Raw genomic sequence first — 16999 nt, 5'->3', positions numbered from 1 at the left:
TCAGAGACCCAGCCGGTCGCGCAGCGCGTACCAGCTCATTGCCAAGACCAGAAGCGGCGAGCGCAGGGCGGCACCGCCCGGGAAGGCGGGGATCGGCACGCCGGCCAGCGCATCGAACCCTTCCGCCTGTCCCTGGATCGCCCACGCCATGAGCTGGCCCGCATGGACCGCCGTGCCCACGCCGTGTCCCGAATAGCCCGAGGCCGAGAGCATGTTCGGTGCAGGCCGCGCGAGATAGGGCATGCGCTTCATGGTGATCGCCAGCGTCCCGCCCCAAGCGTAGTCGAGCCGGACATCGGCGAGATGCGGAAAGACCTCGAGCATCGGTTTCGAGACCAGCGCCCGGATGTCCTTGGGGAAGCGATAGCCGTAGCTTTCGCCGCCGCCGAAGAGCAGGCGCTGATCATGGCTCAGGCGGAAATAGTTCACGACGAAGCGCGCATCCGCGACCGCGACGTCGCGCGTCAGAACCTCCGCGGCGCGGTCGCCTAAGGGCTCGGTCGCGACGATGAAATTGTTGATCGGCATGACCCGCGCGGCGACCTGCCGGTCGAGCCCGCCAAGGTAGCCATTGGCGGCGAGGATGACGTGATCGGCCATGACCCGGCCCGCATCGGTCTGCACCATCGCGGGCGCTCCGCGTCCGACATGATGGACCCGCGCGCCTTCATGGATGCGCACGCCCGCGTCCCGCGCCGCCCGCGCCAGCCCCAGCGCGAAGCGCAAGGGATGCAGATGGCCCGCGCCCATATCGAGGATCCCGCCGCGGTAATCGGGCGAGGGGCAGAGCGCGCGGAACGCCTCGGCATCGAGGCTCTCGATCTCGGTGTAGCCGTAGACCCGGTCGAGATGCTCGGCATAGCGTTGCAGATCCGCGACATCGCCCGCAGAGGACGCGGCCCAAGCCACCCCTGGCTTTAGGTAACAGTCGATCCCGTGCCGCGCGATGAGGTCCCGCACCAGCGTCTTGGCGTCTTCGCCCAGATCCCAGAGCCTGCGCGCATGCGCGCGCCCGACCATGCTCTCGAGCGCCTTCTGATCCTGCCGCTGGCCCGATCCGAGCTGCCCGCCATTGCGCCCTGAGGCGCCGAAGCCCACGCGCTGCGCTTCCAGGAGCACCACGTCGAGCCCGGCCTCGGCCAGGTGCAGCGCCGCCGACAGGCCGGTATAGCCGCCGCCGACCACCACCACATCGGCCCGGGTCTCGCCGCGCAAGGGCGGGAAGGGCGGCAGCGGCTCGGCTGTCGCGGCATACCAGCTCTCGGGATAGGCGCCCGGCCGGTCATTTGCGGTGAGGAGATCCATCCCACGCTCCTAGCGCTTCTTCTTTTTGAAAATACGCATCACCCGGCCAGCCACGCCTCAGACGTTCAGCAGGAGATGCTCACGCTCCCACGGGCTGATCACCTGCAGGAACTCCTCGTATTCGGCGCGTTTCACGATGCGCCAGACGCGGGCGAACTCGGGGCTCAGCACCTGCGACAACGCCGTCGCCTCCTCGAACATGTCGAGCGCCTGGCCGAGCACGCGGGGGATGTCGCCATCGCCCTCATAGGCATCGCCCTTGAACTGTTTCGACGGACGACGCTCTTCCATGATCCCGAGATAACCGCAGGCGAGCGAGGCGGCGATGCCGAGATAGGGGTTGCAGTCCATGCCTGCGAGCCGGTTCTCGACCCGGCGGCTTTCCGGGCCCGAGAGCGGGATACGGATGCCGGTGGTGCGGTTGTCGCGCCCCCATTCGAGGTTGATCGGCGCCGCCGAGCCGCGGACGTAGCGGCGGTAGGAATTGACGTAAGGGGCCAGAAGCGACAGCGCGGCGGGGAGGTAGGTCTGGAGCCCGCCGATGAAGTGGAAGAACGCGTCGGTCTCGCCGCCGGCGGGGCCCGAAAAGATCGATTTTCCGGTCTCGATATCGTTGATCGAGTGGTGGATATGCATCGCCGAGCCGGGCTCGTCGGCGATGGGCTTGGCCATGAAGGTGGCGAAGCAATCGTGCCGGAGCGCGGCTTCGCGGATGAGCCGCTTGAAGTAGAAGACCTCGTCGGCCAGTTTGACCGGATCGCCGTGCCGAAGGTTGATCTCGAGCTGACCGGCGCCGCCTTCCTGGGTGATGCCGTCGATCTCGAAGCCCTGCGCCTCGGCGAAATCGTAGATGTCGTCGATTACCGGGCCGAACTCGTCCACCGCGGTCATCGAATAGGCCTGCCGCGCCGCCGCGGGACGACCCGAGCGGCCCATCATCGGCTGGATGTCCTTGGCCGGATCGAGGTTGCGGGCGACGAGGTAGAACTCCATCTCCGGCGCCACGACCGGCTGCCAGCCCTGCTGGTGATAGAGATCGACCACCCGTTTCAGCACGTTCCGGGGCGCATAGGGGATGGCGCGGTTCTTGCGGTCATAAGCGTCGTGGATCACCTGCAGCGTCCAGTCGCCGGTCCAGGGCGCGGCGGTCGCGGTCGACATGTCCGGGTTCAGGATCATGTCGCGCTCGATGAAGCCTTCCTCCTCGTCCGCGGCCTCGCCCCAGTCGCCGGTGATGGTCTGGAAGAAGATCGAATCCGGCAGATGGAAATATTTCTGGCGGGCGAATTTCGACGCGGGCACCGCCTTGCCGCGGGCGATGCCGGGCAGGTCGGAGATGATGCATTCGACCTCGTCGAGCCTGCGCCCCTCGAGGTAATCGGCTGCGGCCTGCGGCAGGCCCTCCATCCAGTCTTCGCTCATGCGGTGATCTTTCCGGTCTTGAAGAAGCGCTCGAACTGGTCGGCAAGCGCCGTCCGGTCGAGCGGGGTGTCGAGACGCGTGCGCGCCTCGTCGAGCTGGTCGTCGGGCACGACGCCGCGGCCGCGGGTGTCGATCAGGCCGCCGATGAAGTCGGAGCCGTATTCGGGATGCGGCTGGACCGAGTAGATCCGGTCGCCATAGAGCAACGCGGCGTTGCGGCAGAAATCCGAGGAGGCGATCACCCGGGCGCCCTCGGGCAGCTCGGTGATCTGGTCCTGGTGCCAGGCGTTGAGCGTCAGCGGGCCCTCGGGGAAATCGTAGGCGACGGGGCCGATGGACCAGCCGTCGGAAAATTTCTCGACCCGTCCGCCAAGGGCCTGCGCGATGATCTGGTGGCCGAAGCAGACCCCGATCAGCGGCCGTCCAGCCGCGTGGATCGCGCGGATCAGGTCCTCGAGCGGCGCGATCCAGGGGTGATCCTCGTAGGCGCCGTGTTTCGAGCCGGTGATGAGCCAGCCGTCGGCGGCCTCGGGTCCCTCGGGAAAGGTGCCGTTGACCACCGCGAAGTTGTCGAAGGTGAACCCGCGCCCCGCGAGAAGCGCCTCGAACATGCCGGGATACTCCCCGAAGCGCGGTTCAAGCTCGGCTGGGGCGAGGCCGGTTTGCAGAATACCGATATGCATGGAACACCGTGAGGGGATCAGACAGGCGAAAGGGTAGGGTCGGGCCGGGCGCGCGGCAAGGCTCAGACGGTATCGAGATAGATCGTCACCTGCTCGGCGGGCTCGAGCTCGGCCATGTAGTGGCGCTCCTGCTTCTTGGTCAGAAGGAGGTTGCGGATCAGCTCGGGCGCGAAGATGCGCGGGATCGTGGAGCTGGCCTCGAAGGCCTCGATCGCCGAGCCCCAATCCGACGGCATGTGGCGCAGGTCGAGCGCGTAGGCGTTGCCGGTGATCGGCTCCGGCGGCTCATGCGCGTCCTCGATCCCGTTCAGCGCGGCGCCGAGGATGGCGGCGAGCATCAGATAGGGGTTCACGTCGCCGCCCGAGACGCGGTGCTCGATCCGGCGCGCTTTGTGGCTGCCCGAGGGGATGCGGATCGCGGCGGTGCGGTTCTCATAGGCCCAGGAGATGCCGGTCGGCGCATGGGCGCCGGGCACCAGCCGGTCGTAGCTGTTCAGATGCGGCGCGAAAATCAGTGCGCTGTCATGCATCGCGTCGAGGCAGCCCGCGACGGCGTGGCGCATGGTGGCGTTGCCGCGCTGGGTGCCGTCGTCGAAGATGTTGTTGCCCTCGGCGTCGAGCACCGAGAAATGCGTATGCATGCCGGAGCCCGCGTAATCCTCGTAGGGTTTGGCCATGAAGGAGGCGGCGAATCCGTGGCGGCGGGCGAGGCCCTTGACCAGGAGCTTAAAGAGCCAGGCGTCGTCGGCGGCGCGGAGCGCGTCGTCGCCATGCATGAGGTTGATCTCGAACTGGCCGAGCCCGGCCTCGGAGATGGCGGTGTCGGCGGGAATGTCCATCGCCTCGCAGGCGTCGTAGAGATCGGTGAAGAAGAGGTCGAACTGGTCGAGAGCGCGGATCGACATGGTCTCGGCGGCCTTGCGGCGCTTGCCGGAGCGGGGGCTAACGGGCACTTCGAGATTGCGGCCCGAATCGTCGATCAGGAAGAACTCGAGCTCGACCGCGACCACCGGCGTCAGACCGCGGGCGCGGTAGCGGTCGAGCACGGCGCGGAGGGCGTGGCGGGGATCGCCGTCATAGGGGCGGCCGTCTTCGTGGAACATCCAGATCGGCAGGAGCGCGGTCGGCGCTTCGAGCCAGGGCATGGGCAGGAAGCCGCGCTCGGTGGGCCGCAGGACGCCGTCGCGGTCGCCGCTTTCAAAGACGAGCGGGCTGTCGTCGATATCCTCGCCCCAGATGTCGAGATTGAGCACCGAGAGCGGGAAGCGCGTGCCGTCCTCGACCACCTTGTCGGCGAAGCGCGAGGGGACGCGCTTGCCGCGGGGCTGTCCGTTCAGGTCCGAGGCGGCGACGCGGATGGTGCGCACCTGCGGATTGCGGCGGAGGTAATCGATCATCGGACGGGAGGACATGGTAGCACCTGCTGGAATTTGATCAAATTACTAGCCCGGCGGCACGGGGGCTGGCAAGGGGGGCGTTGCCCCGGGCGGGACGGGGGCGAAATCCGGTCCGGATTTCGCGCGGATACCGGTTCGGTATCCGGCACGCGTGGGGACCGGGTGCGGACCTTGGAGAGGCGCGCGCTGGCGGGGGCCGGGTCCGAAATCCGCGTCGGATTTCGCGCGGATACCGCATCGGTATCCGGGCCCGCCTAGCGAAGGAGCGTCGGCTTGAAGCTCAGGCGGCGGCGCGTCTCGCGGGGCAGGTGCCGGTTCAGGCGCCGGTTCACCAATCCGAAGAGGCTGATCACCACGAGCGTCAGCACGATGAAATACCCCGCGAGGATCGGGTAGGGCACGAAGGGGTTGAAGGTCTTGTCGGCGAAGTAGTTGGCGTAATAGAGCGCGTCGCCCCTTTGCTGCCAAGCCGGGAAGCCCGAGAAGAACACGAGTGTCGTGGCGTGGAAGAGAAAGATCGCCTCGTTCGTATAGGCGGGCCAGGCGAGACGCAGCATGGTGGGCCAGGTGATCCGTCGGAACCGCGACCAGCCGGAGAGGCCGTAGGCATCCGCCGCCTCGATATCGCCCTTGGGGATCGACAGGAGCGCGCCGTGGAAGATCTCGCCGGAATAGGCGGCGGTGTTCAGGAAGAGCACGATCAGCGCCCCGAGCCAGGCCGCCGAGAACGCGTCGAAGAGCGGCGAGACCTGTTTCAGCGCGAGAAACAGGAAATAGCCGAAGAAGAACTGGATGAAGAGCGGCGAGCCGCGGAAGATGAAGATGAACCAGCGCGACAGACGCCGCGCCACCGGGTTCCGCGACGCCTTGCCGACCGCCACCGCGGTGGCCAGGAAGAAGCCCGTCGCCAGCGCGAGGATGCCGAAATAGATGTTCCAGATCAGCCCCGAGCCGATCAGGACGACCTGCTGGCACAGGGTGAAATTGTCCCGCGGCAGGAGCCTCTCGCCGATGCCGAGCGAACGCAGGCCGTAATCGGCCAGGGTCTCCCAGCAGCTCACGTCGCGGCCTTTCGCTGCGCTTCGCCGCCCGCGGTCGCCTGCCCGAAGGTCAGCCGCGTCATCAGACGGTCGAGGGCGATCTCGGAGACCCGCGTCAGGATCAGGTAGAAGATGAGGAGCGCCAGGAAATACCACATGCGCCAGTCGCCATGCGGGTAATCTGTGAAGCGCGGGGTCTTCGAGCCGCCGAGCTCGCGTGCCCAGTAGACGATGTCCTCGACGCCCAGGAGGAAGAGCAGCGGCGTGGCCTTGACCAGCACCATCCAGAGGTTCGAGAGGCCGGGCAGCGCATAGACCCACATCTGCGGCACCACCACGCGCCAGAAGCTCTGGCGGCGGGTCATGCCGTAGGCCTCGGCGGTCTCGATCTGGGCGCGGGGCACGGCGCGCATGGCGCCGAAGAGGACGTTGGCGGCGAAGGCTCCGAAGACGATGGCGAAGGTCAGGACGGCGAGCGAGAAGCCGTAGGTCTCATGCACCCATTGCGGCGCGCTGTTGAGCGGCAGTTTCGCGGCGTCGCAGACGACGAAATCGCTGCCCTGGCGGATCGGCGCGTCCCAGTCGGGGCACTTGACCTGGTGCCGCATCCACTCGAAGGCCTGGTCGAGCGCGATCACGAAGAAGAGGAAGAAGGCGATGTCCGGCACGCCGCGCACGATGGCGATATAGAGCTGGCCGATCCAGCGCAGGGGCGCGATCCGCGACCGGGCCGCCGAGGCGCCGAGGAACCCCAGCGCCAGTGCGGCGGGTGCCGTGACGGCGAGCAGCAGAAGAACCGTTCCGACCGACCAGTAGAGCGCGATGTGCTTGCCCGTGGTCAGGTAGCACAGCATCCAGGCGAGATCGCCGAGCTGGGACGGGTCGGAGCAATCCAAGGGGAGCGCGTGCCTTCTGGCTGGCCGGGTGTGGCGTATTTGGAAAAAGAAGAAGCCGGGAGCGGGGCGCGCCGCTCCCGGCCTTTGGGATCAGAAGGCGGGGCTGTCTTCGCCCAGATGTTCCTTGATCATCGCGTTCAGCGTGCCGTCATCCTTCATCGACTGGATCGCGGCGTCGAACTTCTCGCGCAGCTCCGGATCGCTTTCGCGGAAGGCCATGCCGATGCCGCCGCCGAGCGGCACGTCATCGCCCACGAAGACGAGCGTGCCGTCCTCGGTGAAGGGGATCAGGAAGTCCTTGTCGGCCAGAACCGCATCGGCCTCGCCCGAGGTCACCGCCGAGACGGTCTCGTCCGGGGAGGGGAACTCCAGGAGCGTCGCGCCGGTCTCGGCGATATGCGCGGCCTGGATCGTGCCGGTCTGGGCGGCGATCACGCCCGCCTCAATATCGGCATCCTCGGATGCGGCGGCATAGGACGAGGGCGAGGGCGGGGTGTAGTTCTGCGAGAAGTCGACGACCTCGTCGCGCTCGTCGGTGATCGACATGCCCGCGATGATGGCGTCGTAGTTGCCGGAGACGAGGTTCGGAATGATCGAATCCCAGTCGTTCGTGACCCATTCGCAGGTCAGCTCGGCCCGCTTGCAGAGCTCGTCTCCCAGAACGCGCTCGAAGCCGGCGACCTCGCCGCTGTCGTCGATGAAGTTATACGGAGGGTAGGCGCCCTCGGTGCCGAGGCGGACCATGGTGCCATGGCTTTCGGCCAGTGCCATCCCGGCGGTGAGCGCCAGAGCGGCGCTGCCCAAGATCAGGTGTTTCATCACAATTCTCCCAATGACGTGCATCCCGGGCCTCTGACGGGCCCTGACGCGACGACGTTACGGCAAACCGCCACAGGAGCAAGGGGGTCGCGGCGTCAGCCGGGGGTGGCAGCGGCGGATTGCCCGCCCGGGAGGCAGGCGTTCAGGCCGCCTGGGTGGCCGAGAGAAAGCCGCGCAGCCGCTCGCTTTCGGGCGCGCCGAAGAGCCGGTCGGGGGCGCCTTCCTCTTCGATCCGGCCCTGGTGCAGGAACACGACATGGCTCGAGACGTCGCGCGCCATCTTCATGTCATGGGTCACGATCAGCATGGTCCGCCCCTCGCGCGCGAGATCGCGGATGACCTTGACCACCTCCTGTTCGAGCTCGGGGTCGAGCGCCGAGGTCGGCTCGTCGAAGAGGAGCGCCTCGGGCTCCATGCAGAGCGCGCGGGCGATCGCGGCGCGCTGCTGCTGGCCGCCGGAGAGCTGCGCGGGGTAGACATCGGCCTTGTCGCCGATCCCGACCTTGGCGAGGTAGCGATGCGCCGCCTCCGCGACCTCCTTGGGGTCGCGCTTCAGTACCGTGACCGGCGCTTCCATGACGTTCTGCAGGATCGTCATGTGGGACCAGAGGTTGAACTGCTGGAACACCATCGAGAGATTGGTGCGGATGCGCAGCACCTGCTTGGCGTCACCTGGGCGGCGCGACAGGCCTTTGCCGGACCAGCGCACCGGCTCGCCCTTGAACAGGATCTCGCCCTCCTGGCTGTCCTCCAGGAGATTGGCGCAGCGCAGGAGCGTCGATTTGCCGGAGCCCGAGGAGCCGATCAGCGACACCACGTCGCCGCGATGGGCGGTGATGTCGACGCCCTTCAGAACCTCCAGCGCGCCGTAGCACTTGTGCAGGTTACGGATCGAAAGGACGGGGGCGTTGTCATCGAGGGTCACGTGGATACCGGGCTCCGAGCTTAGGTCGCGCCATGATGGCGGTCCGGACCCTCGGGCGCAATCCCGCCGCTCAGTCGCGGGCGACGCGCTGGCGCGCGCGGGCGCTGTCCTGGTCCGAGATGCCCAGAAGACTGGCGACGAGCCGCAGGAGCGCATCCTCCTCGGGGTCGCGCTGGCCATCGGCGAGGGCGACCTGCCACAACGCCTCGACCACGCCGATACGGTGCTCGTAGGGCACGGCGTCCTTGATCGCGCGGGTGAAGCGCACCGTGTCGGGGGCCTCCGCCTCGAGCGCCTCGGCCTCCTGCCGCAGCGCGGTCGCGGCGTCGGGCGAGAGCGCGTAGCGCGCGGCCAGCACCTGGTCGATCCGGTCGCGTTCGCCGGGGGCATAATCGTTGTCGGACCGCGCGAGCCGCACCAGAAGAGCCGCCAGCGCGAGCCGGGCGTCGGTGTCGGTCAGGGGGTCGGGGGCGGGCGCGCTCAGGCGACGCAGGAGATCGGCGAACATGGGACAGACATAGAGGCCGCGCCGCCCCGCGCCAAGGGCTGTCGCTCGGAGAGGCGCGGTCAGCGGGTGGGGCTGAGGCGCGCGGTGTCGGGCGCGATGCCGAAGGCGGAGCCGAGCGCGACGTCGGTTTCGGGCTGCGTCTCGGCCAGGGTCGCGGCCAGAGTGCTCAGGAAGGCGCGGCGCTCGGGCTCGGGCACATGCGCGCGGATCAGAGCGCCGTAGACCGCGAGCGCAGGCGCACCGCGCGCCACCCGGTCGCAGGAGCTGCGCATCTCGGCCGCCTCGCGGCGCGTCAGGTCGTAGCGCTCGGCGAGGACCCGGTCGATCGCGCCCGGCGCGGCAAGGCAGGAGCCCGGCTGCGCCTCGGCCACCATCAGCGCCAGGGTCCCGAGCGCCAGGGGCGTGTCGGCCGGATCGAGCCAGGCGACATCGGGCGCATTGAGCCAATAGAGCAGACGTGTGGACATGTCGGATCAGACGCTCCGGCGGGCCGGATCGGTGCGGCGTGGCGGAGGGGCGAGCGGCAGCGTCATCACCTATCGAGAGTGGCGAAGAGGGCGGGTCTTGTCCATCTCTGTCTGTGCAAGGGCGGCAGCCAGCCGCGCGCTCTCTTCGGCGAGGCCAAAGGGCGGGTTCACCGTGAAGAGCCCCGAGCCGGTCATCCCGTGGCCCTCGCGCGCGGGCGGAAAACGGATCTCGGAGCGGTGCGCCTCGGGGAAGGCGCGGGTCAGCGCGTCGAGCATCGGCGCGTGGCGCGCATCGGCGAGGATCGGGTACCAGAGCATCAGGATGCCGACGTTCCAGGCCTTGTGGAGCTTCTGGAAATGGCGCGGGATCGCGGCGTAATCGGCCTTGATCTCGTAGGAGGGATCGCAGAGCAGGAGCCCCCGCCGGGGCGTGGGCGGCACGAGGCTGTGGGCGAGGGCGAACCCGTCTTCGCGGTAGAGCCGCGCGCCCTTGGCCGCCTGTGCGAGCGCCGCGTGCTCGCCGGGGTGCAGCTCGGCCAGGTGCCGCGTGTCGCTGTCGCGCAGGATCGCCTGGGCCACGAGCGGTGAGCCGGGATAGGCGGTCTCGCCCTGCGCGGCGCGGAGCGCGGTGAGCACGCGGCGATAGGGGTGGTCGGAGGGGAAGGCCGCCTCGGCCCGCGCGATGCCCTGCGCCGCCTCGCCGGTCTTTGTCGCTTCGGGCCCTGAGAGATCGTAGAGCCCGCGCCCGGCATGGGTCTCGATATAGCTGAGCGGCTTGTCCTTGCGGGTCAGGTAGTCGAGCGCCCAGGCGAGGAGCCCGTGCTTGTGCACATCCGCGAGGTTTCCGGCGTGATAGGCGTGTTGGTAGGACAGCATAGCGCCTTGATGGACCGGGACGGGGAGCGGCGCAATGGGCGGGTGCGTTGGGCCGGGGCGCTCCGGTGAGCAAGACGACCAAGTGTCACTGTGCCGTCGTCACGCCGACCTGTGGTCCTTCTCACGGGCGCGGAATCAAGGCCGAAGGCCGCCGCGCCAGCGTCATGCCGGAGGCATGCCTCTGGCATGACCCGCCCCCCGGGGCGGCGCTTTGGTGAGGCTTGGTGAGACGGGCGAGGTCGTCCGGATTTGGCCGGGATAAAGCGCGCGGATCGGAGGTTCGGAGCGCCACCACCCGTTCCGATACGCCGTGCAATCTTCTTCCGGGCGCGGAATCAAGGCCGCAGGCCGCCGCGCCAGCGCCGACCCGCCCCCCGGGGCGGCGCTATGGTGAGGCTTGGTGAGACGGGTGAGATCGTCCGGATTTGGCTGGGATAAAGCGCGCGGACCGGAGGTTCGGAGCGCCACCCCGCGGGTCGGCGCAGATTCTATACTGCGCTTAGGTAATGCGAAGAAAGGATACGCAATTACGGCACCCAGACATCTGGATGAGGGTAAAACGTATCTCTGTTCTTTCGGATCTCACTCGAAACAAACATAGTTTTAAGCGCGTTTAAGCAGAGCCAGCTCGCACGGCTGCGCGTCATAAGGGACTTGTCTATTCCGTGAAAAAATATCGGCTCGACAGGAATTTCGTCTAAATCCACCATAAATAACCGTTCTGGAGTTTCGCCGGTGCTCTGAGAGAAAAAAGATATAGCGGAATCTGCTGTCCGATGGCATGCCACAAGTAGGGGGTTCGTGACTTCCCTGTTTCTTTGGTGGGTGTGAAACAGTTTTTCTGAAAAGGCCCTAATAAGAAGCTTTGCGTCAATGTATTTTTCTTTGACCTCGCTGAGCTCCTTTCGCGTCTCCGCTCTCACTCGACTATTGGAGGAGAAGATATCGGTTTCAATGGAGATATTTAGACCGTGAAGGGTTCTTTGGGGCGGCCGTTTCCTTCTTGTCTCGCCCCTCCATTGGTTTTGGTTTTCGTAGCGTAAACTGGTGATCGGAAGGGCTTGATGAAGCGATATATTTCGCAGCGCACAGCAAAGGCGGTAGCAAAGGCTTTCGTCGAATGCCTGTGAGAAGTTTTGTTTTATTGGGTCCCGCAGCCTTTTTCCATCAGGCTCGGAAAATTTTATTCGAAAGCAGAATTCTTCATAGCTACGGAAGGCCGTAAGTAGATTAATGATCGCAGAGTTGATAAGTATTCGGTCTCTGTCCGATCTGATTAGGAAGTTCTCCGCAATTTGAGAGTCGAGTCTGTGATGCAAAGTCGCTTCCAGCAACGTTTTCTCAAACTGAACGTAGGCCTTGGCAAAAACTGAGAAGTAATCCTCCAGCTCGTATAATGTTTCGTAGTCTTTAGAGCATGAGATATACTCGTTGAATTTTTGTTTCGTAATCTCAACTGGTTCGGAAGTGATATTTCCAATGGTAAGTGCTGGTCGCTTCATTCCTCACACCAACCGCGACACCTCTTTCGCCGCCCGGATAAAATCCCTGAACAACGGATGCGGGTCAAAGGGTTTCGACTTCAGCTCCGGGTGGAACTGGACGCCGATGAACCAGGGGTGGTCGGACCATTCGACGATCTCGGGCAGGCGGCCGTCCGGCGACATGCCGGAGAAGCACAGGCCCGCGGCCTCGAGCGCGTCGCGATAGGTGATGTCGACCTCGTAGCGGTGGCGGTGGCGTTCGTCGATCGTCGTCGTGCCGTAGACCTGCGCCACCTTGGAGCCCTCGGTCAGCACCGCGTCATAGGCGCCGAGCCGCATCGTGCCGCCCTTGTCGTCGGCCACCGAGCGGTTGACCTTCTCGTTGCCCTGCACCCATTCCTTGAGGTGATAGACCACCGGCTCGAAGCGCTTCTTGCCGGCCTCGTGGTCGAACTCCTCGGACCCGGCGCGGGTGACGCCGGCGACGTTGCGGGCGGCCTCGATCACCGCCATCTGCATGCCGAGGCAGATGCCGAGATAGGGCACCTTGTGCTCGCGGGCAAACTGCGCGGCGCGGATCTTGCCCTCGGTGCCGCGCTCGCCGAAGCCGCCGGGCACGAGGATGGCGTGGAAGCCGGTGAGATGGGCGGCGGGGTCCTCGCGCTCGAAGATCTCGGCATCGACCCAGTCGACATTGACCTTGACCCGGTTGGCGAGCCCGCCATGGGTCAGCGCCTCGGCGATGGATTTGTAGGCGTCCTCGAGTTGGGTGTATTTGCCGACGATGGCGACGTTGACCTCGCCCTCGGGGTTGTGGATGCGGTCCGACACGTCCTCCCAGCGGGTCAGGTCGGGCCGGGGCGCGGGGCTGATCTGGAACGCGTCGAGCACCGCCTGGTCGAGCCCCTCGCGGTGATAGGCGAGCGGCGCATCGTAGATCGACGACAGGTCCTGCGCCGCGATCACGCTGTCGGGGCGGACATTGCAGAAGAGCGCCAGCTTCTCGCGCTCCTTCTGCGGGATCGGCCCCTCGGAGCGGCAGACGAGGATGTCGGGCGCCAGGCCGATGGAGCGCAGCTCCTTGACCGAGTGCTGGGTCGGCTTGGTCTTGAGCTCGCCGCTGGCCTTGATCCAGGGCAGGAGCGTGAGGTGCATGAAGATGCACTGGCCGCGCGGACGGTCCTGGGAGAACTGGCGGATCGCCTCGAAGAAGGGCAGGCCCTCGATATCGCCGACGGTGCCGCCGATCTCGCAAAGCATGAAATCGACCTCGTCCTCGCCGATGGCGATGAAGTCCTTGATCTCGTTGGTGACGTGCGGGATCACCTGGATGGTCTTGCCGAGGTAATCGCCGCGGCGCTCCTTCTCCAGCACGTTGGTGTAGATGCGCCCCGAGGAGATCGAGTCGGTCTTGCGGGCGGGCACGCCGGTGAAGCGCTCGTAATGGCCGAGGTCGAGATCGGTCTCCGCGCCGTCATCTGTGACGAAGACCTCGCCATGCTCGAAGGGCGACATCGTGCCGGGATCGACGTTGAGATAGGGATCGAGCTTGCGGAGCCGGACCGAGAAGCCGCGCGCCTGGAGAAGCGCCCCCAGCGCCGCGGACGCAAGACCTTTGCCGAGAGACGAGACCACGCCGCCGGTGATGAAAATGAAACGTGCCATGTCGGGCGTTGCTCCCCGTGATTTCTCTGCTCGAATGGGCCGGAGACCGACCCGATCTGATGCATCTGCGCCGCTCGAAAAACGCAGCACCACGGGATCTCAGCTATAGGAGATTCGCAGCCGCCTGTCCATGAAGAACGCAAGATGTCGAGGCGCGAAAGAAACGCGCCTCAAGGGATGGTGGATTGGCGGATCAGTCCGCGCGCGGAACCAGCGGCGCGTCGCCCGAGCCGCTGTCGGAAGAGGGCGGCGGCAGGAGCCCGTCGGTTTCGAGATCGGGCAGGGCGGGCGCGGTGGCGTCTTCTGCCGGGGTCTCGGTGCTGCCCGATCCGATCCGGTCGATGACCGAGCCGCCCGCATTGTCCGCAGCGGCGAGGACCGTCAGCGTGATCGAGGTGGCGATGAAACAGGCGGCAAGCCCCCAGGTCACCTTGCCGAGCGCGGTGCCCGCCGAGCGCGCCGAGAACGCGCCGCCACCGCCGCCCATGCCAAGCCCGCCGCCCTCGGAGCGCTGCATCAGCACGACGCCGATCAGCGAGAGCGCGAGAAGAAGATGGACGACGAGGATGACGTTCTGCATGGGGTACGGGCGCCTGCGTGTTCGGTATCGCGCGCTATGTAGGGAAAAGCGCTCCGGGCTGCAAGCAGGCCGCGACGACAGGCGGATCGTGCCGCGTCTTTGTGAATGGCGCGGTGCCGCGTTCGGGATTAAGGATTGCGGGAGACTCGGTTTTGGGTGTGCGAGGTAAGCGGCATGACGAGGGTGACACTGGTGACGGGCGCGGCCCTTTGCGCGCTTCTGGCGGCATGCAGCAGCGGCGGTGGCGGAGGCGGGTCGGACCTGCCGCGCCAGGTGGCGCTTCTCGAGCGCTTCGTGGACGAGGTCGACAAAGTGCGCGCGCCCGAGCCCGACGAGCTGACGGGATCGGTCGAGATGGCGGGCCTCATGGGGCTCGATATCCGCGAGAACAGCTCGGTTCCGGCGGATGAGGATCGCGTGATCCTTGGCGACGCACGCATGACCTTCGATTTCGACCGCTCGAGCGTGTCGGGCCGGGCAGGGAACTTCAGCGAGTTCGGCGGCCCCTATGATGCCGACACGCCCGAGGATGTCCGCCTGATCGGCACCTATTCCGGCCAGCTTCGTGTCACCGAAAGCGATATCACCGACTAGTTCTTCGAGGCCCGCTTCGAGGGTATCCTCTCGGGCGAGCGCGATTTCGGACGCGGCGAGGAAAGCTTCATCGCCGCCGTGACCGCGGATGCGGATGGTGCGGTCGGTGTTCAGGAGGACAGCGGGCGGCTCTTCGCGGGCTCCGATCTATCGGCCGAGATCGACTTCTCCACCGAGCGCAGCGGCGATTTCCGCGAGAGCATCGCGCCGGATGACGGCTTCCTGATCCTCGCCGAATAACCGGCGCGCGGCGTTTTTTCCGGTTTCGTCACCGGCGCGGCCCCGATAAGACGGCGGCGTCTGAAGCGCTGTTGCGGAGAAGAGCATGGCCAACGTGGTTGTCGTGGGCGCCCAGTGGGGCGACGAGGGCAAGGGCAAGATCGTCGACTGGCTGTCGGAACGGGCGGATGTCGTCGCCCGCTTCCAGGGCGGGCACAATGCCGGCCACACGCTGGTCATCGACGGCACGGTCTACAAGCTGCACGCGCTGCCGTCGGGCGTGGTGCGTGGCGGCAAGCTGTCGGTCATCGGCAACGGCGTCGTGCTCGATCCCTGGCATCTCCTGAAGGAGATCGACACGATCCGCGCGCAAGGCGTCGAGATCACCCCCGAGACGCTGATGATCGCCGAGAACACGCCGCTGATCCTGCCGTTCCACGGCGAGCTCGACCGCGCCCGCGAGGCCCAGAACGCGGTGGCCAAGATCGGCACCACCGGTCGCGGCATCGGCCCGGCCTATGAGGACAAGGTCGGCCGCCGGGTCATCCGGGTCGCCGATCTCGGCGATGACGCGACGCTCGAGCTGCGCGTCGACCGCGCGCTCGTCCACCACAATGCTTTGCGCGCAGGTCTGGGGCTGGAGGCCATCGACCGCGACGCGCTGATCGCCTCACTGCGCGAGATTGCGCCCGAGATCCTGCGCTATGCCGCGCCGGTCTGGAAGGTGCTGCAGGACGCGCGGCGGCAGGGGCGGCGCATCCTCTTCGAGGGCGCGCAGGGCTCGCTCCTCGATATCGATTTCGGCACCTATCCTTACGTGACCTCGTCGAACGTGATCTCCGGCCAGGCCGCCACCGGCACCGGGGTCGGCCCCGGCGCGATCGGGTTCGTCCTCGGCATCGTCAAGGCCTACACCACCCGCGTCGGTGAAGGCCCGTTCCCGACCGAGCTTCTCGACGAGGATGGCGACCGGCTCGGCACGCGCGGGCACGAGTTCGGCACCACCACCGGCCGCAAGCGCCGCTGCGGCTGGTTCGACGCCTGCCTCGTGCGCCAGACCTGTGCGACCTCGGGCGTGAACGGCATCGCTCTGACCAAGCTCGACGTGCTCGACGGGTTCGAGACGCTGAAGATCTGCGTGGGCTACGAGCTCGACGGTCAGCGGCTGGACTTCCTGCCGACCGCCGCCGACGCGCAGGCCCGTTGCCGTCCGATCTACGAGGAGATGCCCGGCTGGTCGGCCTCGACCGAGGGCGCGCGGAGCTGGGCGGATCTGCCGGCCGAGGCGATCAAGTATGTCCGCCGGGTCGAAGAGCTGATCGAGTGCCCGGTGGCGATGCTGTCGACCTCGCCCGAGCGCGAGGACACGATCCTGGTCACCGACCCGTTCACCCGCTGATGGCGCTGTCTTGGAAAGCCCGGCGGCGGCTGTCGCTTCTGGTGCTGCTGGTGGCGCTGCCGCTCTATGTCGTGGTCGCGATCAGCGTGGTGGCGCTCTTTGACCGGCCGCCGATCCTTCTGGAACTGGCGATCTATGTCGGGCTCGGCATCCTCTGGACCTTTCCGCTGAAGCCGATCTTCAAGGGCATCGGTCAGCCCGATCCCGAGGCCCGCGACGGCACCGAGGACTAAGACATTTTTAGTTAAAAATGTCGCGCCGCCCGCGAGCAGTCGGGCGGCGCGATCTTGTCCGGTGCTCCCTCAAGCGCGGGGTCGAGATTTTTAGATAAAAATCTCGACCATCCGGCGCGGGACGACCGGATTATCCGGCGGCGCGGTCGGTCGGGCGGTAACGGATCCGCTCCGACGCGGTGAACCGGCCACCGTCGATCTTGGCGATCTTCCCCTCGCGGAGGAGCTGGCCGAAGCTGCGCAGGCGATCCTCGCGCGAGGATTCCTCTTCCTCGACCTCACGCACCTTGTTCATGAGCTGAGGCCGCGAGAACTGCGGCACCTTCTCGACGAAAGCCATGTAGGCGGCGGCCGCTTCGAGCAGTTCCGGCAGATCCGTCGCGCCCATGCGCTCGGCGTATTCGGCAAAGCCGGTCGCCTCGGGGGCCGCGGCGGTCGCGACGGGCTCAGGCGCGCGCTGCGGCCGGATCGGGCGCACGGGCGCTGC

Annotated in this window: 18 protein-coding genes and 1 pseudogene; 4 read left to right on the top strand and 15 right to left on the bottom strand. The window is 66.7% G+C overall.

What is annotated here, in order from left to right; all coding sequences use genetic code 11:
- The 14 genes from ACFQ4E_RS10480 to secG all read right to left on the bottom strand — a co-directional run bounded on the left by ACFQ4E_RS10480 (position 1) and on the right by secG (position 14067).
- Positions 1-1305: an NAD(P)/FAD-dependent oxidoreductase gene (locus tag ACFQ4E_RS10480; protein WP_386803283.1), complete on the bottom strand. Its 1305-nt coding sequence runs from the start codon at positions 1303-1305 to the stop codon at positions 1-3.
- A 57-nt stretch (positions 1306-1362) separates the two neighbouring features.
- On the bottom strand, positions 1363-2727 hold the full coding sequence (locus ACFQ4E_RS10475) for a glutamine synthetase family protein (protein WP_386803281.1): 1365 nt from the start codon (positions 2725-2727) through the stop codon (positions 1363-1365).
- Positions 2724-3410 (bottom strand): type 1 glutamine amidotransferase, encoded by a 687-nt coding sequence (locus tag ACFQ4E_RS10470; RefSeq protein ID WP_386803279.1) that lies wholly within the window; start codon positions 3408-3410, stop codon positions 2724-2726. Before ACFQ4E_RS10470 ends, ACFQ4E_RS10475 begins: the two co-directional genes overlap by 4 nt.
- A 62-nt stretch (positions 3411-3472) precedes the next feature.
- The gene (locus ACFQ4E_RS10465; protein WP_386803466.1) at positions 3473-4807 is read right to left on the bottom strand and encodes a glutamine synthetase family protein; all 1335 of its coding nucleotides are present in this window, start codon (positions 4805-4807) and stop codon (positions 3473-3475) included.
- A gap of 254 nt (positions 4808-5061) precedes the next feature.
- On the bottom strand, positions 5062-5868 hold the full coding sequence (locus tag ACFQ4E_RS10460; RefSeq protein WP_386803277.1) for an ABC transporter permease: 807 nt from the start codon (positions 5866-5868) through the stop codon (positions 5062-5064).
- A complete protein-coding gene (locus tag ACFQ4E_RS10455) occupies positions 5865-6701 on the bottom strand; it encodes an ABC transporter permease (RefSeq protein WP_386803464.1) in 837 nt (278 codons plus the stop codon). Before ACFQ4E_RS10455 ends, ACFQ4E_RS10460 begins: the two co-directional genes overlap by 4 nt.
- 132 nt (positions 6702-6833) lie before the next feature.
- The gene (locus ACFQ4E_RS10450) at positions 6834-7562 is read right to left on the bottom strand and encodes a transporter substrate-binding domain-containing protein (RefSeq protein ID WP_386803275.1); all 729 of its coding nucleotides are present in this window, start codon (positions 7560-7562) and stop codon (positions 6834-6836) included.
- A 142-nt stretch (positions 7563-7704) separates the two neighbouring features.
- Positions 7705-8487: an ABC transporter ATP-binding protein gene (locus ACFQ4E_RS10445; RefSeq protein ID WP_386803273.1), complete on the bottom strand. Its 783-nt coding sequence runs from the start codon at positions 8485-8487 to the stop codon at positions 7705-7707.
- A 70-nt stretch (positions 8488-8557) separates the two neighbouring features.
- Positions 8558-8995 (bottom strand): tellurite resistance TerB family protein, encoded by a 438-nt coding sequence (locus ACFQ4E_RS10440; RefSeq protein WP_386803271.1) that lies wholly within the window; start codon positions 8993-8995, stop codon positions 8558-8560.
- 59 nt (positions 8996-9054) lie between these two features.
- Positions 9055-9462 (bottom strand): hypothetical protein, encoded by a 408-nt coding sequence (locus tag ACFQ4E_RS10435; protein WP_386803270.1) that lies wholly within the window; start codon positions 9460-9462, stop codon positions 9055-9057.
- A 69-nt stretch (positions 9463-9531) separates the two neighbouring features.
- Positions 9532-10338 (bottom strand): 23S rRNA (adenine(2030)-N(6))-methyltransferase RlmJ, encoded by an 807-nt coding sequence (gene rlmJ / locus ACFQ4E_RS10430; protein WP_386803268.1) that lies wholly within the window; start codon positions 10336-10338, stop codon positions 9532-9534.
- Positions 10339-10865: 527 nt separating this feature from the next.
- Positions 10866-11840, bottom strand: a complete 975-nt coding sequence (locus ACFQ4E_RS10425; protein WP_386803266.1) for a hypothetical protein — start codon at positions 11838-11840, stop codon at positions 10866-10868.
- Between the two features lie 3 nt (positions 11841-11843).
- Positions 11844-13487, bottom strand: a complete 1644-nt coding sequence (locus ACFQ4E_RS10420) for a CTP synthase (protein ID WP_386803265.1) — start codon at positions 13485-13487, stop codon at positions 11844-11846.
- Between the two features lie 193 nt (positions 13488-13680).
- A complete protein-coding gene (gene secG / locus ACFQ4E_RS10415; RefSeq protein WP_386803263.1) occupies positions 13681-14067 on the bottom strand; it encodes a preprotein translocase subunit SecG in 387 nt (128 codons plus the stop codon).
- A gap of 174 nt (positions 14068-14241) precedes the next feature.
- Between secG and ACFQ4E_RS10410 the strand changes: the two genes are divergently transcribed.
- The 4 genes from ACFQ4E_RS10410 (at position 14242) to ACFQ4E_RS10395 (ending at position 16512) form a co-directional block, all read left to right on the top strand.
- Entirely contained in the window at positions 14242-14661 is a 420-nt protein-coding gene (locus ACFQ4E_RS10410; RefSeq protein ID WP_386803261.1) for a hypothetical protein, read from the top strand.
- A 78-nt stretch (positions 14662-14739) separates the two neighbouring features.
- On the top strand, positions 14740-14901 hold the full coding sequence (locus ACFQ4E_RS10405) for a hypothetical protein (protein WP_386803259.1): 162 nt from the start codon (positions 14740-14742) through the stop codon (positions 14899-14901).
- Between the two features lie 85 nt (positions 14902-14986).
- Positions 14987-16279 carry an adenylosuccinate synthase gene (locus ACFQ4E_RS10400; RefSeq protein ID WP_386803257.1) on the top strand — a complete coding sequence of 431 codons (1293 nt, stop codon included), beginning with the start codon at positions 14987-14989 and terminating at the stop codon, positions 16277-16279.
- Positions 16279-16512, top strand: a complete 234-nt coding sequence (locus ACFQ4E_RS10395; protein ID WP_386803255.1) for a DUF2842 domain-containing protein — start codon at positions 16279-16281, stop codon at positions 16510-16512. The genes ACFQ4E_RS10400 and ACFQ4E_RS10395 overlap by 1 nt, the downstream gene beginning before the upstream one ends.
- A gap of 130 nt (positions 16513-16642) precedes the next feature.
- Here the strand turns inward: ACFQ4E_RS10395 and ACFQ4E_RS10390 are convergent.
- Positions 16643-16999: pseudogene (locus tag ACFQ4E_RS10390) on the bottom strand (hypothetical protein); the annotation flags it as partial.

Origin of the sequence: Litorisediminicola beolgyonensis (genome assembly GCF_042679605.1) — a bacterium.
GTDB classification, from domain to species: domain Bacteria; phylum Pseudomonadota; class Alphaproteobacteria; order Rhodobacterales; family Rhodobacteraceae; genus Litorisediminicola; species Litorisediminicola beolgyonensis.
Note: the sequence above shows the minus strand (reverse complement) of the source record. Positions and strands in the feature narration are given on the sequence as shown.